General features: G+C 73.0%; 13 protein-coding genes and 1 tRNA gene. 8 read left to right on the top strand and 6 right to left on the bottom strand.

Annotated features, from left to right (window positions below):
- Nucleotides 1–3: 3 nt before the first annotated feature.
- On the bottom strand, nt 4–477 hold the full coding sequence (locus PU704_RS07845; RefSeq protein WP_047804714.1) for an acyl-CoA thioesterase: 474 nt from the start codon (nt 475–477) through the stop codon (nt 4–6).
- A gap of 256 nt (nt 478–733) precedes the next feature.
- On the opposite strand from PU704_RS07845, the gene PU704_RS07850 reads away from it, so the two are divergent.
- Entirely contained in the window at nt 734–1,324 is a 591-nt protein-coding gene (locus tag PU704_RS07850) for a hypothetical protein (protein WP_075871560.1), read from the top strand.
- Nucleotides 1,325–1,338: 14 nt separating this feature from the next.
- Here the strand turns inward: PU704_RS07850 and PU704_RS07855 are convergent, their stop codons facing one another.
- Complete coding sequence (locus tag PU704_RS07855) at nt 1,339–1,590, bottom strand: hypothetical protein (RefSeq protein WP_277550910.1); 252 nt, start codon at nt 1,588–1,590, stop codon at nt 1,339–1,341.
- Between the two features lie 45 nt (nt 1,591–1,635).
- Between PU704_RS07855 and PU704_RS07860 the strand changes: the two genes are divergently transcribed.
- A complete protein-coding gene (locus PU704_RS07860; RefSeq protein ID WP_047804717.1) occupies nt 1,636–1,923 on the top strand; it encodes a hypothetical protein in 288 nt (95 codons plus the stop codon).
- A 261-nt stretch (nt 1,924–2,184) separates the two neighbouring features.
- The gene (locus PU704_RS07865) at nt 2,185–2,967 is read left to right on the top strand and encodes a metal-dependent hydrolase (RefSeq protein WP_047804718.1); all 783 of its coding nucleotides are present in this window, start codon (nt 2,185–2,187) and stop codon (nt 2,965–2,967) included.
- A 4-nt stretch (nt 2,968–2,971) separates the two neighbouring features.
- On the opposite strand, the gene PU704_RS07870 is transcribed toward PU704_RS07865, so the two are convergent.
- Nucleotides 2,972–3,829, bottom strand: a complete 858-nt coding sequence (locus PU704_RS07870; RefSeq protein ID WP_047804719.1) for a formate/nitrite transporter family protein — start codon at nt 3,827–3,829, stop codon at nt 2,972–2,974.
- 146 nt (nt 3,830–3,975) lie between these two features.
- Here PU704_RS07870 and PU704_RS07875 point away from each other — a divergent pair.
- The 3 genes from PU704_RS07875 to PU704_RS07885 all read left to right on the top strand — a co-directional run bounded on the left by PU704_RS07875 (nt 3,976) and on the right by PU704_RS07885 (nt 6,892).
- Nucleotides 3,976–4,062, top strand: a tRNA-Leu gene (locus PU704_RS07875).
- A gap of 669 nt (nt 4,063–4,731) precedes the next feature.
- Nucleotides 4,732–5,199, top strand: a complete 468-nt coding sequence (locus tag PU704_RS07880) for a hypothetical protein (protein WP_277550911.1) — start codon at nt 4,732–4,734, stop codon at nt 5,197–5,199.
- A 454-nt stretch (nt 5,200–5,653) separates the two neighbouring features.
- On the top strand, nt 5,654–6,892 hold the full coding sequence (locus PU704_RS07885) for a heparan-alpha-glucosaminide N-acetyltransferase domain-containing protein (RefSeq protein ID WP_277550912.1): 1,239 nt from the start codon (nt 5,654–5,656) through the stop codon (nt 6,890–6,892).
- Nucleotides 6,893–6,964: 72 nt separating this feature from the next.
- Here the strand turns inward: PU704_RS07885 and PU704_RS07890 are convergent, their stop codons facing one another.
- The 3 genes from PU704_RS07890 to PU704_RS07900 all read right to left on the bottom strand — a co-directional run bounded on the left by PU704_RS07890 (nt 6,965) and on the right by PU704_RS07900 (nt 10,325).
- A complete protein-coding gene (locus PU704_RS07890; protein ID WP_277550913.1) occupies nt 6,965–8,134 on the bottom strand; it encodes a sensor histidine kinase in 1,170 nt (389 codons plus the stop codon).
- Nucleotides 8,131–8,868, bottom strand: coding sequence for a response regulator transcription factor (locus PU704_RS07895; RefSeq protein ID WP_075871563.1), 738 nt, complete (start codon nt 8,866–8,868; stop codon nt 8,131–8,133). Before PU704_RS07895 ends, PU704_RS07890 begins: the two co-directional genes overlap by 4 nt.
- Before the next feature lie 266 nt (nt 8,869–9,134).
- Nucleotides 9,135–10,325, bottom strand: a complete 1,191-nt coding sequence (locus PU704_RS07900; protein ID WP_075871564.1) for a M14 family zinc carboxypeptidase — start codon at nt 10,323–10,325, stop codon at nt 9,135–9,137.
- A 329-nt stretch (nt 10,326–10,654) separates the two neighbouring features.
- On the opposite strand from PU704_RS07900, the gene PU704_RS07905 reads away from it, so the two are divergent.
- Nucleotides 10,655–11,287 carry a TetR/AcrR family transcriptional regulator gene (locus PU704_RS07905; RefSeq protein ID WP_277550914.1) on the top strand — a complete coding sequence of 211 codons (633 nt, stop codon included), beginning with the start codon at nt 10,655–10,657 and terminating at the stop codon, nt 11,285–11,287.
- Nucleotides 11,288–11,373: 86 nt separating this feature from the next.
- The gene (locus PU704_RS07910) at nt 11,374–13,938 is read left to right on the top strand and encodes an MMPL family transporter (RefSeq protein WP_277550915.1); all 2,565 of its coding nucleotides are present in this window, start codon (nt 11,374–11,376) and stop codon (nt 13,936–13,938) included.
- The last annotated feature ends 64 nt before the right edge of the window (nt 13,939–14,002 follow it).

Below are 14,002 nucleotides of genomic sequence, written 5' to 3' on the forward strand. Positions count from 1 at the left end.
CGCTCAGCGGAACAGGGGCGGACCGGAGTAGGGGGCGAGGATCTCCTGCTGCTCCGGGGTGATCCGCAGGACCGTCCCGGTGGCGGGCACGAAGAACGCGAGCTGGGTCTCGGCGCGCACGCACGCCCGGCGGCTCACCACGTCCGTGATCTCGAAGCCCAGGGTGAGTGCCCCGCCACGGGCCGAGACGACCCACACGCGCACCTCCACCGGGGTGTTGCGGTACTCGAGGGAGCGCAGGTACTTGATCCGGTTCTCGGTGATCAGCGCCTGGGTGCCGGCGGGGAGCACGGAGAAGAACGGGATGAGCGGGGCCTCCACCTCGTGACCGGTGCCCACGGGCACACCGAGCGCCGCGATCCGCGCCTCCTCGAGCAGCCGCACGACCTCGACGTTGTTCACGTGGCCGTACGGGTCCATGTCGCCCCAGCGCATGGGCACCCGGCACAGCACCCCGGACTGCTGCGTCACCGTCATGCGGTCGTCCTCCTCGGTCGTTCGGGCCCGGGATCGGGCGGACCGGCCGCGGCCGCCGCCCCACGGGCGTCCCCATCGTAGGCCCGGGGCCGGGCCGGCCCCGCACCCCGGCGACACGGGCCGGGGTGACAGAATGGGCGGGGACCCCGGGTCCTCCCGACGAGCGGCAAGGAACGACGGAATGACCGGAAGCTCCCGCACCGTCCCGCGGACGCGGCGCCCGACACGGCCGGCACCGCGACGTCCACCGCGGTGGGTGACGTGGGGCGCCGCCTCGGTGCCGGCCCTGCTGCTGGCCTGGCTGCTGGGGTGCTGGGTCGTGCTCCAGCACCCGCGCACCGACGAGCCGTCCCGCTCGGACGCCCTGTTCGTCCTCGGCCCCCCGGACCGGACCCGCCTGGCGGAGGCGCAGCGGCTCATGGACGCCGGGATCGCGCCGGTGCTCGTGATCGCCGTCCCCGGGGCCGGGGACCTCGGCGACGACTCGGGCCCCGTCTACTACACCCGGGCCCAGCAGGTCTGCGCGGCGGAGCCGGCCTACGAGGTGATCTGCTTCCGGCCGGACCCGTCCACCACCCAGGGCGAGGCCCTGCAGCTGCGGGAGCTCAGCCGCCAGCGGGGCTGGGACCACGTCAGCGCGCTCACCTACCGTCAGCACGTCACCCGGTCCCGGCTGATCCTCGAGCGCTGCTACGCCGGCGAGCTGGACGTGCTCGCCTTCGACTACCCGGAGCTGCCACGGGGACTGCTGCGGGAGTTCGCCTACCAGTCCGGCGGATTCGCGAAGGCCTGGGTCACCCCCGGCTGCGACCAGCAGCTGCCCTGGCGGCCGAAGTCCCGGGACTGAGCCGGGGCGCCGGCTCAGCCGCCGCGGTCGGCGAGGTCGCGGATCCACTCGACGGAGCGGCGGTCGCCCTCGGAGGAGACCGTGTGGGCGTCGTCGCGGCCGGAGAGGACGTCCGCCGCGGAGGTCCTCGGCGCGCCCGGACGGTGCGGCCCGCCGGACGCGGCGATCCCGGCGATCCAGCCCTCGCTCTCCACGCCGCGGTGCGCGTCCGCGGCCAGGCGGGCCCGGGCGGCGGCGACGGTGATGGGGTCCACGGGGTCGGCCATGGCTCCATTCTTCCCCCGCCGTCGCCCGGGAGGAAGACTGGGACCATGACCGACCTGCAGTGCCCGGCCACCGCCGTCCTGCTCGACGACGCCGCCGCTCCCCCGCCGTGGACGGCGCGGCTGCGGGTGGCCGAGCGGTTCACGGCCCGCGACGAGGCGGAGCTGACGGCGCTCGTGGAGGACGCGGCCGATCTGTTCCGCGGGGAGACCTTCGTGGTCGCCGCCCCTGCCGGTGACATCGAGGAGGCGCTGCGGCGGCGGGGCGTCGTCGGGCGGGCACCGGCCGTCGTCGAGGTGGACTCCGCAGGATGGCGGTCCCGGCCCGCACCCTGACGCGGACCGGTCGGGCGGAGCGCTCGAGGAGCAGCGGTGTCCGGTCGGAGCGGTCCCGCACGGCCTCGAGCGCGCGGAGCCCAGTACGGCCCGTCCGTCGGCGGAGTCCTGGCCGTCGGCCCACGGACCCGGCGGTTCCGGTGTCACCGGGCGCTCGCCGGGGCGGCCGGCGCTGTGCTGTCCGGCCCGCCCTCTAGTGTTTCCGCTGGTGAGGTCGGCCTGGCCTCACCGCACCGGGAATCCGAGGAGGACATCACTTCCATGATGGGACCGAGCCATGCGGCCTGCGGGGCAGCCGCATGGGTGGCGCTGACCGCCGACTACCAGCTGCACCTGCAGGGCCTCAGCATTCCGATCGGGTGGGGGCTGCTGGACGTCGGCGACGCCGGGGTGCTCACCGGCGCCCTGGTCACCGCCGGCGCGGCACTGCTGCCGGACCTGGACCATCCGGGCGGGACCGTGGCCCGGTCCCTGCGGCCCCTGTCCACGTGGCTGTCCCGCGGGATCTGCCGGCTCTCGGGCGGGCACCGCCGCGGCACCCACTCGGTGCTGGGGGTGCTGGCGTTCACCGGCCTGGCGGCGGGCGCGCAGAAGATCGGCATCCCCGTCGGGGACCTGGGCCGGGTCTGGCCGCTGGCGGCGGTCATGTCCGTGCTGCTCATCGCGTTCGCCGTGCAGGTGCTCGCCTTCGTGCCGGAACGGGTGGCGAAGCTCAACTGGGTCGTGGGGATCGGGCTGGGCGTCGTCGTGGGCCTGTACCCGCCCGCCCACGAGTGGTGGTTCGCCGCCGCGGTGGGCACGGGCGTGGCGGCCCACCTGGCGGGGGACCTGGTGACCACGCGCGGGATACACCTGCTCTACCCGCTGCGGATGCCGCTGCCCCTGCCGCGCTCCGTGTACAAGAACCGTTCGTTCCTCACCGTGCCGCTGATCGGCAACGCCGGGTCGGCCGCGGAGCTCGCGCTGCTCGCCCCGATCACGCTCTTCGCGCTGACGGGCCTGTGGGGCGCCTTCGCGCTGGCCACCGGGCTGGTGGTCGCCTGACCCCTCAGACCACCCGCCCGTCGTGGGCGTGGCGGCGCTCCTGCTCCGCGCGCTCCTTCTTGATCAGCTCCAGGGTGCGGACGAGCCGCGGCAGGGTGATGACGACGAGACCGCCCACCATGTTCAGCGGGATGACCCACAGCATCCACAGCAGCCACTCCGTGTAGGAGATGTCCGCGCCCGCGTGCATCGCCCCGAAGATGATGGCCGAGTTCAGCGCACCGTGCAGCATGCCCAGCCCGACGACCAGCAGCCCGTCGATGATCGCGATGACGGCGTGCACCACCTCGTTGCTCGAGCCCTGGCTCATCCGCGTGCCGAGCGTGATGGTGCTGCCGGCCAGCAGCGCCAGGGCGGCCGACTCGACCGTCAGGCCGCCCTCGAGGTACTTGGTGGCCGACTCCTCCAGGACGTCGTGGAACTGCGGGAACGCCGCCACGACGAACCAGGTGAACAACCACCCGCCCAGGAGGTTGGTCAGCAGGGTCACCACCCAGAACCGTGCCAGCTGCAACCAGGTGCTGTGCCGGGAGACCACGGCGTAGATGGGCACCAGGAAGTTCTCCGTGAAGAGCTCCGAGTGGGCGAGCTGGAGGGCGAGCAGCCCGAAGCCGAACGCCGCGCCGGCCAGCAGGTCCGATCCGGTGGCCTCCTTGACCGCCAGGAAGGCGAGGATGCCCACGCCCACGTCGATGCCGCCGAAGAGCCCGGTGATGATCAGGGCCCGCCACGTGCGGGTCAGGCGTTCCGCCCCCTCGGTGACCGTGTTCTCGAACCCTTCGACGAGCTCGTCCTCGAGCGGCTCGTCCGTCCGGCCCAGCTCTCTGCGCTTCTCCTCGAGATTTTCCCTGTCGGGTTCCATCGGTGCCCCCTGTGCGGCGTCGTCGGCCCCTGTCGGGGACACGACCAGCCTAGTGATGGCCGCCCACGGCCACGATTCGCCATTCCGGACAAGTGTGGGTAGGATTGTCGTCGTTGCTCACGGCGGTCCGCCGCCGGGGTCGACGAGCGCGAGTGGCGGAATAGGCAGACGCGCACGGTTCAGGTCCGTGTGCCCGAGAGGGCGTGGGGGTTCAACTCCCCCCTCGCGCACCACAGGTTCGACGCAGGACTCCACAGTTCTGCGCAGAGAAGCATCTGGTGCTGCTGAAGGCCGGTTGTTCGGGATGTCCCGAGCAACCGGCCTTCGGCGTTTCCGGAACCCATGTCGCCGCACGGGGCCGTGCCGAACGGCCGGTCGGCCCGCTTCCACGGCGCCCCGGCCGCCGGTCGGCTCCCCCGGCACGTCGGACCGCTCCCCGCACCGGGCGCAGCGGTCGTGTCACACAGCGCGTCGGGCCGTCATGTTCCCGCCGGTCCCCCGACTCCTCCAGGCGGGGCGATGCCTCGTGAGCGGCACCTCGCGCACCCCGGTCCGGACGCGGCGGCGGCCGTGGCCGACCTGCGCCATCCCGGGTCCGACACCCCGGTGGCCTGCGGAAACACCGGGTACTGACCGGTCAGGAACGAGTGCCGGACCCGAGAGGGCCGGGTGGGCGCACTCCCCGGGGGCTCAGGCGCCCGCCCGGGGCCGCGGGTGTCGACCAGGGGCGTGGCAGCACCGTTTGCCCTAGTGAAAGCCTTGAACGTCGCGCGAGGGTCCTCTTACGGTGAGGCCACCCGGTTCACGGGGACGACCTGTCTCACAGGTCCGGACATGTCTTCCACATGTTCTTTCTCGCATGCATGACGGTCTCGTCGTCATGCCCTTTTCTAGGGGACACCATGGATGATCTGCGCAAGACCCTTGCCGGTGCGGCCATCGCGACCGCCCTCCTTGGCGGCTCGCTCGCCACTCCCGCCTTCGCCGGTGATGACTGGCACGACAAGTCCGAGGACGACAACGGACACGAGTACGGCAACGGCCACGAGAAGGACAAGGACGACGAGGACGAGAACGGCGACAAGAACGGCGACGAGAACGGCAAGGACGAGGACGACGAGGAGTCCGAGGACGAGAAGTACGTCCACGAGTACACCTGGAAGCACGACGGCAAGGACTGGTACCACGACGCCGACGACGACGGCGAGAAGGACGACGACGAGAAGTACGACCACGAGCACAACTGGAAGCACGACGGCCACGGCTGGTACCACGACGCCGACGACAACGACGAGAAGAACGACGAGAAGGACGACGAGAAGAAGGACGACAAGGACAAGTACGAGCACTCGTCCCACCACAAGAACTGAGCCGATCGGCACCCGGGCCGAGCGACGGCACCGGCACGGCATGCGCTGACAGGGCCTTGCCCCGGGTGCTGTGGTCGGTCCGGGAGGGCCGGTGGCCCACCCCGGCTCCCTCCCGGTCGGAGCGCACGGACGGGCGCTCGCCGGGGCCGTTCTGAGCATGCAGGAGCACCCCATCCGGTCAGCGGATGGGGTGCTCCTGCGTGCTCGGCCCCGCTGTCCGCCGGTGCCGGGAGGTCCCGCCCGGTCACGGGCAACGACGCGGGCCGGGGCGGGCCGGCCGGTTTCTTGACCGAATCTCCATGTGCTCTCGACACGACCGCCACTCGGACGCCCCAGGCTGGGGGCAGCACCCCGGGAAGGTGCAGGACGTGTGGACGGGTTCCGGACTCCTGCCGGGTCCTCGTGATCGGGACCCTGCTGCCGCCCGGGTCCGGTCACCACCAGGAGGGGAGACATGAGCACCGGCGAGGACTCCACTGTTCGTCCGCAGGACGGCCACGCCGCCGGTCGCACCGGACGAGAGGCCGGCACCCCGCGCCTGGCCGGTGTGGACGCGGCCCGCGGTCTGGCGCTGATCGGCTTGATCGCCGTGCACGTCCTGCCGGAGGAGAACGACGCCACCGGTGAACCGACGTGGAGCTACCTGCTGTTCGCCGGGGACTCGGCCGCGTTGTTCGCGCTGCTGGCCGGGGTGGGCCTGGCGCTGTCCACGGGCAGGACCCGCCCGCACCGGGGCCGGCAGCTGGCCGCCGACCGGATCGGGCTGGCCGTGCGGGCGGCGCTGATCGCCTGTGTGGGCCTGCTGATCGGCTACGCGATGCCCGAGGACGCCCCGGCCAACGGCATCCTGCTGTTCTACGGGATGTTCTTCCTGCTGGCGATCCCGTTCCTGTCCCTGGGCCCGAGGTCCCTGTTCGCCGCCGCCGGTGTGTTCGCGGTGGTCGCCCCGCTGCTGATCCTGGGCCTGCAGGACGCGCTCCCGGACTACTCCTCGTCCAATCCCACCTTCCAGCATCTGCGGAGCGAGCCGACGGCGGTGCTGGCGCAGCTGCTGCTCACGGGCGCCTATCCGGCGCTGGCGTACCTGACCTACATCCTGGCCGGCATGGGGATCGGGCGGCTGGACCTGCGGGCGAGGGACGTGCAGGCGCGTGTGGCCACGATCGGGGCGGGCCTGGCGATCGCGGCCCAGTTCGTCTCCTGGATCCTGCTGTACGCGGCCGGCGGATTCCGGCAGCTGGTCGGGTCGTCGCCCGGCCTGGACGAGGAGGCGCTCATGGAGGCGTTGATCTTCGAACCGGACGTCGACAGGCTGAACTCGCCCTGGTGGCTGGCGGTGACCACCCCGCACATGAGCACGCCCCTGTCCATCGCCTGGAGCCTCGGAGCCGGGATGACGGTCCTGGGGGTGTTCCTGCTGGCCTCGCGCCGGCTCCGGGTGTGGCTGCGACCGCTGGCGGCGATGGGGGCGATGACGCTGACCCTGTACTCGGCGCACCTGGTGGCCCTGTCCTTCGAGGTCCACTACGACGAGCCCTACCTGTGGTTCCTGGTGCACCTGGTGGTGGCCGCACTGTTCGCCCTCACGTGGCAGAGCCTGGTGGGTCAGGGGCCGCTGGAGAAGGTCGTGGGCACCGCGGTGAGGGCCGCCCGCCGGGCGGTGCTGCGCGGAGCCACCGCCCACCGGACCTAGATCTCCGCCCCGCACGGTGTGCGGGGCCCGCCGCACACCCCTCCGGCCCGGCGGCCCTCGTGCGTGCGGCGCTCAGCCGCTGGACCGGTCGGGCAGGAGGAGCCGGAAGCTGGCCCCCTGGCCGGGTCCGGGGCTGGCGGCCTCCAGGGTCCCGCCGTGCGCCTCCACGAGGGCCTTGCTGATGGCCAGGCCCAGGCCCGACCCGCTGCGGTCACGGTCGTGCTCGCGCCCCGGGGCGGCGCGGTAGAAACGCTGGAGGACGTGCGGCAGGTGCTCCGGCGCGATGCCTTCCCCGTCGTCGGAGACGGTGATGCTCAGGGCGTGGTCGGCCCGCTCGGTGCGCACGTGGACGTGCCCGCCGGGCGCGGTGTGGCGCAGGGCGTTCTCCAGCAGGTTGGCGAGCACCTGCCCGATCCGCTCCGGGTCCAGGAGCACCGGCCCGGTGCCCGCTCCGGTGCCGGAGGTCGTCACGGTCACGTCCTTGGCGGTGGCGGCCGGGTGGATGCCGGCCACCGCCTGGGCCACCAGGTGCTGCGGGTCCACCGGGGACGGGTGCAGGCGGGTCAGGCCCTCCTCGGCCACGGTCAGTTCCCGGATGTCACGGGCCAGACGCTCCAGGCGGGCGATCTGGGCGGCCAGGATCGCCTGGGTGCGCTCGTCGAGATCCACGACCCCGTCCTCGATGCCCTCCAGATGGCCCTTGAGACTGGCCAGTGGAGTGCGCATCTCGTGCGCGAGATCGGCCAGCATCTGCCGGCGGGTGGTGTCGATGGCCGCGAGCCGGGCGGCCATGTCGTTGAAGGCGACGGCCAGGACGTCGAACTCCTGGCCCAGTCCGGTCGTGGGCACCTGCACGTCGTAGTGGCCGTCGGCGACCTCCCGGGCCGCGGAGGTGAAGGCCCGCAGGGAGCGGCCGACGGTGCGGTGCAGGTAGAAGCTGAGCAGCCCGGCGATGTAGAGCGCGGGGATCCCGCCCGTGGCCATCGCGGTGAGCCCGACCTCCCGGAAGGCGTCCTGCAGGTGGTCCAGCCCGGCGGCCTCGTCGGCGTGCCCGGCCAGGATCAGCTCCCGGTAGAACATGGCCGGGCCGATCAGCGCGGCGGTGAGGATCACCGTGACCAGCCCGGCGGCCAGCACCGCGGCCTGGGCAAGCATCATCCGCGCGGTCAGGCTGCCCCAGTGCCGCGGCGCCCCGGTCATGGTGGCCGGCGGCGCCCCCGTGGACGGTGCTGCGGCGCTCATCGTCCGGTGCCCATCCGGTAGCCGATGCCGCGCACGGTGTGGATGAAGCGGGGAGCGGCGGCCTCGTCGTGCAGCTTCTTGCGGATCCGCCCGATGTGCACGTCCACCAGGTGCTCGTCTCCGGTCCAGTGGGTGTCCCAGACCAGGTCGACCAGCTGCCGGCGGCTGAGCACGGTCTGCGGGTGGGCGGCCAGGGCGGCCAGCAGGTCGAACTCGATGCGGGTCAGCGCCACCGGCTGCCCGTCCAGGTGCACCTCGCGCGCCAGGGGGTCGACGGCCAGGCGCCCGATCCTGTGCGAGCCCGGCACGGCCTCCGCAGCTCCGGCGCCGCGCCCGAGGACGGGGCCGGAACCGGCCTGGTGGACCCGGCGCATCATGACCTGCACGCGGGCCACCAGCTCGCGGGGGCTGAACGGTTTGGTCATGTAGTCGTCGGCGCCCACCGACAGGCCCACAAGCTTGTCCACCTCGTCGTCGCGGGCGGTGAGCATGAGGATGTAGCAGTTCGAGAAGGTGCGCACCTGCCGGCACACCTCGACCCCGTCCATCCCCGGCAGGCCGAGGTCCAGCACCACGACCTGCGGGTCCTGTGCGCGCACGGCCTCCAGCGCCTCGGTGCCGATGTGACGGACCGTGACCTCGAACCCGGCCTTGACCAGGTAGCCCTGGACCAGGTGCGCGAGGTCCGCCTCGTCGTCGACGACCAGGACCCGGCCCACCGGCGTCGTGGACATTGACTTCTCCTTCGCAGGGGATGCATGACCGGACAGGGCGGCGAGAACGCCGTGCGGGCCCGGACGGGTCCACCCCTCGGTCGTCACCGGCGCCCCGTGGCTCTCATCCTCCCGTGGAACGGGGGCCGCCACCAGACCCGTCACGGGACAGCGCAGAAGGAAAGCGGAAGGAGGCGCCAGGAGGGCGGCAGCAAGAAGGAGCGGGACACCCGAGGGGTGTCCCGCTCCTTCGTCCGCGCCGGGGGCGCGGGTCCGGCCGGCGGGGCTCAGCCGACCGGGACGACCCCGGCGTAGTCGGTCTGGTAACCGGTGACCGGGGCGTGCGGGATCTCGTCCCAGCGCTCCGGGTCCTCCTGCTGGACCTCGCCGGTGGCCAGGCCGAGCAGCAGCTCCTGGAGGGCGAGCACGTTCTGCCGCACGCTCTTGCCGCGGGCCTTCTGACCGAGGCTGCCGTCCGAGGAGTTGCCCGAGGTCTCGAAGAACACCACCGGGTGGGAGTGACCCTCGGGGTTGAGACCGTCGTGGTCCAGGCCGAGCATCATCGCCGAGACGACACCGCCCTTGATGTCGATCTCGTAGCTGCCGCCCACCTGGTAGCGGTCGATGTTGATGGAGCCGTACTTCGAGAGCTCGTCGTAGACGTGCACATTCATCTGCCGGGTGAGCCGGTCGTAGGCCCCGTCCGCGAGCCCCGGCAGGGTCGGCCCGCCGGGGGCCAGGGAGATGCCCAGGGACAGCGTGACGTCGTCGCCGGTGCCGTGCTCCGTCTTGAGGCCCTGGTGGTGGATGTCCACGCCCCAGGACGGGTCGACGGTCGTCCAGTACTCGTAGAAGGCGCGGGACTCGTCGGCCGCGAAGCCCTCGGCCGTCCAGTCGCGGTTGAGGTCGATGCGCTGCGGCGTCCCGCCCTCCGGCGCGCCGGAGACCTGGTCCCACAGGACGGTGTGCCGGATGTTGGCCTCGGCGCCGTCCGGGTTGTACATGGGGATGACGTGGAAGGTGAACTTCTCGCGCAGCAGCTCGTACTCGGCCGAGCCGTTGGTGCCGAGGTCCTTGAGCAGGGTCAGCAGGGCGTCGGTGCCGTAGGGCTCGTTGCCGTGGATGCGGCCCTGGAGCCACACGTGCTCCTCGCCGGAGCCCACGGTCGCGACCCACAGGTCCCGGCCCTGCTCGGAGGTGCTCACCTCCATCCCGGCCTCCGCCAGGGTGAAGGCGTCCACGCCGTAGCGGCTGGTCCGCTCGAGCTTCTGCAGCTCCCGCACCACATCGTCGGCGGTGAGGATGCTCGAGATGTTGGTCCGCCCCTCCGTGGAGGGGAAGTTCGCGTCCGCGGCGGCGGGCGCGGCCGCGCCGAGGGGAAGGGCGACGGCGAGCGCGAGCGCCGCCGCGGTCCGGCGCCGGCGGCGCGGGCGGTCCGAGGGGCGGGGGGTCGCGGGGTCGTGGTGCTGAGGGATCACGTGCTGGTCCTCCGGGGGTGAGCGGTGCTGCCGGCGCGTCCCTGGGGTGGTCGGCGCCGGCACGGGGTGCTGGTGATGCTAATCACCATCGCACACACCCGTCACCGCCCCGGGCGCAACAGCAGAAGTACTGCTCGGTAGCGCGGTGTCCGGGGGCGGATCGTCCACGCGCTCCGCCCGCGGCCGGGGTCCGGACCCGCGCAGCGGCCGTCCGCCCGTCGCCCCGGGCGGCGGACGAGCGCGCCGGCACGACCGGTCGGACGGACGCACGGCAGCCCGTTCACACCCCTCGTTTGCACACCGTGCAACGTTGCACTTAGTGTAAGCACGTGCTGCACTCCGACGACCGCCGACGCCAGGTCAAGTCCGCCAACCGCCGCGCCATCATCGACGCCGCGGCCGCCCTCGCCGAGGAGAGCGGCCTCGGCCGCTTCACCGTCGAGGACCTCGCCGAGCGCGCCGGCGTCTCGCGGCGGACGATCTTCAACCACTTCGCCTCGGTCGACGACGCCGTCTACGCCCGGTGCAGCGAGCTGCTGGGCGTGATCGTCGACGACTTCGTCGAACGCGCCGACGCCACCCCGCCGCCCGCCACCCCGAGCACGGGCGCGGTCTTCGAGCAGCTGGCGGACGTCATCGAGCGGACCGACCTGGTCCGGCCCCTCTCCCGCATCGCCCGGCTCGTGGGCACCGGGGAGAACCACCCGGCCACCGTGATGTGGGGCCACGAGGTCCTGCAGAACGTCACGGCCCGGCTGACGGACGAGGTGGCCCGGCGCAACCCGCACTCCGACCCCTTCACCGTGGCACTCCTGGCCAGCTCCCTGATCAACGCCATGGAGGTGGCCTTCACGCAGTGGGCGGCGGAGACCGGCGCGGCCGACACGCCCGGCAGCCGGCTCGTCTGGCAGCGCCTGCTGCGCACCGCGGTGGAGCACCTGCGGCACGGCTTCGCCGGCTGAACCGCCGCAGCGTCCGCCCCGCACGCGTTCCCCACCCGCTCCACGCCTCCCCGGGCCCGTCCCGGAACGACCGACAGAGAAGAGCCATGGCCCAATTCCTGTACCGACTCGGGCGCCTCGCCGCCCGCCGCGCCTGGACCGTGATCGCGGCCTGGGCGGCCGTGCTCGTCATCGCGGGCAGCGCCTTCGCCGTGGCCGGCGGCCAGCTGACCACCGCGATCACGATCCCCGGCACCGAGACCCAGCGGCTGTCCGACCGCCTCCAGGACGAGCTGCCCGACGCCGGGCACGGCACCGGGCGGATCGTGTTCCGCACCGAGTCCGGCGAGCCCTTCACCGCCGAGCAGCGCGAACAGATCGGCACGGCCCTGACGGCCGCCGGCGACTCCGCCGGGGTCGACGGCGTGCTGAACCCCTTCACCGCCCAGGCGGAGCGCGAGGACCAGCAGCAGCAGCTCGCCGACGGCCGCGAGCAGCTGGCCGACGGGCGGGACCGGCTCGAGCAGGGACGCGCGCAGCTCGAGGACGCCGAGGCCACCCTGGAGGAGAACCAGGAGAAGCTCGACGACGCCCGCGAGCAGGCCGAGCGGGCCGACGCCCCGGGCCCGGTGCGCGACGAGCTCGAGGAGCGCCAGGAGGCCCTCGACGACGGGCGCGCAGAACTGGAGCGCAACCGGGCCGAGCTGGAGGCCGGCGCCGAGGAACTCGAGGCCCGCGCCCCGGAGGTGGCGCGCGGCGAGCGGCTGCTGGCCCTGGCCGAGGACACCCGGACCGTCTCCGAGGACGGGACCGCGGCGATGGCCGTGGTGACCTTCACCGCCCAGCAGCAGGCGGTGACCGCCGAGGACAAGGAGGCGCTGCAGGCGGCCGTGGACGAGGTGCCGATCGACGGCGTCCAGGTCGAGTACTCGAGCGAGATCGCCCAGGACATCTCCCAGCTGTTCGGTCCCGCCGAGGTGATCGGCGTCCTGATCGCGGCCGTGGTGCTGCTGGTGATGCTGGGCACCCTGGTCGCGGCCGGCCTGCCCATCCTCACGGCCCTCACCGGCGTGGGCATCGGTGCCCTGGCGACCCTGTCCTTCTCCGGGGTCGTGCAGATGACCTCGGTGACCCCCATGCTCGGGCTCATGCTCGGGCTGGCCGTGGGCATCGACTACTCGCTGTTCATCCTGAACCGGCACCGCCAGCAGCTGCTGCGGGGCGTGGGGCTGCACGAGTCGATCGGCCTGGCCACCGGCACCTCGGGCAACGCGGTGGTCTTCGCCGGGCTCACCGTGATCATCGCCCTGGCCGCCCTGAACGTCACCGGCATCGGGTTCCTGGGGATGATGGGCACCGCGGCGGCGGTGTGCGTGGCCGTGGCCGTGCTGATCGCCGTCACCCTCACCCCGGCGCTGCTGTCGCTGGCCGGGCACCGGCTGCTCTCGGCCAGGGCCCGGGAGCAGGCCGCCCGCACCCCGGCGCACCGCGGCGAGCGGCGTGAGGGCGTGGCCACCCGCCGCCCGGTGCTGACCCTGCTCGCCGGGGTCACGGCCCTCGTGCTGATCGCCCTCCCGGCGGCCTCGATGCGGCTGGGCCTGCCGGACGCCTCCTCGGAGCCGGCCGACTCCACCCAGTACCGGGCCTACCGGATCATCGACGAGCAGTTCGGGGCCGGCGCCAACGGGCCGGTGCTGGTGGTCGCGGACCTGCCCGAGGGCACCGACGCGGCCGGGGCCGCGGACCTGCAGGTGGCCGTCGGCGAGGAGCTCATGGAGCGGGAGAACGTCGTCTCGGTCGTCCCGGCGGGGCTCTCCGAGGACCGGCGCACCGCGGTCTTCCAGGTCACCCCGGCCGAGGGACCGGCCGCGGAGTCCACCGAGGAGCTCGTCGACGACCTCCGCGCCCTCTCCCCCGCCCTGGAGGAGGAGTACGGCGTCGGCATCGGCGTCACCGGACTGACCGGCGGCAACATCGACGTCTCGCAGAAGCTCGCCGCCGCGCTGCCGGTGTACCTGGCGGTGGTGCTGGGCCTGTCCCTGCTGCTCATGGTGCTGGTGTTCCGCTCGGTCCTCGTCCCGGTGATCGCCACCGCCGGGTTCATGCTCACCCTCTTCGCGGCCTTCGGCGCCGTGGTGGCCATCTACCAGTGGGGCTGGCTGGGCGCCGTGTTCGGCGTGCACGACCCGGGCCCGGTGCTCAGCTTCCTGCCCACGCTGCTCGTGGGCGTGCTGTTCGGGCTGGCCATGGACTACCAGCTGTTCCTCGTCGCCGGGATGCGGGAGGCCTACGTCCACGGCCGCTCCGCCCGTGCCGCCGTGCGGGAGGGCCTCGACGCGGGCCGGGCCGTGGTCACGGCCGCGGCGATCATCATGATCTCGGTGTTCACCGGCTTCGTCTTCTCCCACATGGCCATGGTCCGGCCCCTCGGCTTCGGCCTGGCCTTCGGGGTGCTCGTCGACGCCTTCGTGGTGCGGATGACGCTGATCCCCGCGGCCATGCACCTGCTCGGGGACCGGGCCTGGTGGCTCCCCCGCTGGCTGGACCGGGTGCTGCCCGACGTCGACGTCGAGGGCCAGTCCCTGGAGCGCGGTCCCGGGACGGCTCCCCAGGAGCCCGCCCCGGCGCGCGCGGGCACGGAGGAGGTCCGGGAGCCCGTCGCCGCACGGTGACGTGCAGCACACCCGGCGCGGAGGCGACGACCCACGTCGTCGTCCTCCGCGCCGGAGTCATAGA

It is taken from the genome of Kocuria oceani, from assembly GCF_029524215.1.
GTDB classification, from domain to species: Bacteria; Actinomycetota; Actinomycetes; order Actinomycetales; family Micrococcaceae; genus Kocuria; species Kocuria oceani.

What these genes read in the sequence shown, in the direction of transcription:
- PU704_RS07880 (WP_277550911.1), top strand. Translation starts at nt 4,732, where the DNA reads ATGGATGATCTGCGCAAGACCCTTGCCGGTGCGGCCATCGCGACCGCC.
- PU704_RS07845 (WP_047804714.1), bottom strand. Translation starts at nt 477, where the DNA reads ATGACGGTGACGCAGCAGTCCGGGGTGCTGTGCCGGGTGCCCATGCGC.
- PU704_RS07890 (WP_277550913.1), bottom strand. Translation starts at nt 8,134, where the DNA reads ATGAGCGCCGCAGCACCGTCCACGGGGGCGCCGCCGGCCACCATGACC.
- PU704_RS07865 (WP_047804718.1), top strand. Translation starts at nt 2,185, where the DNA reads ATGATGGGACCGAGCCATGCGGCCTGCGGGGCAGCCGCATGGGTGGCG.
- PU704_RS07885 (WP_277550912.1), top strand. Translation starts at nt 5,654, where the DNA reads ATGAGCACCGGCGAGGACTCCACTGTTCGTCCGCAGGACGGCCACGCC.
- PU704_RS07870 (WP_047804719.1), bottom strand. Translation starts at nt 3,829, where the DNA reads ATGGAACCCGACAGGGAAAATCTCGAGGAGAAGCGCAGAGAGCTGGGC.
- PU704_RS07860 (WP_047804717.1), top strand. Translation starts at nt 1,636, where the DNA reads ATGACCGACCTGCAGTGCCCGGCCACCGCCGTCCTGCTCGACGACGCC.
- PU704_RS07855 (WP_277550910.1), bottom strand. Translation starts at nt 1,590, where the DNA reads ATGGCCGACCCCGTGGACCCCATCACCGTCGCCGCCGCCCGGGCCCGC.
- PU704_RS07910 (WP_277550915.1), top strand. Translation starts at nt 11,374, where the DNA reads ATGGCCCAATTCCTGTACCGACTCGGGCGCCTCGCCGCCCGCCGCGCC.
- PU704_RS07895 (WP_075871563.1), bottom strand. Translation starts at nt 8,868, where the DNA reads ATGTCCACGACGCCGGTGGGCCGGGTCCTGGTCGTCGACGACGAGGCG.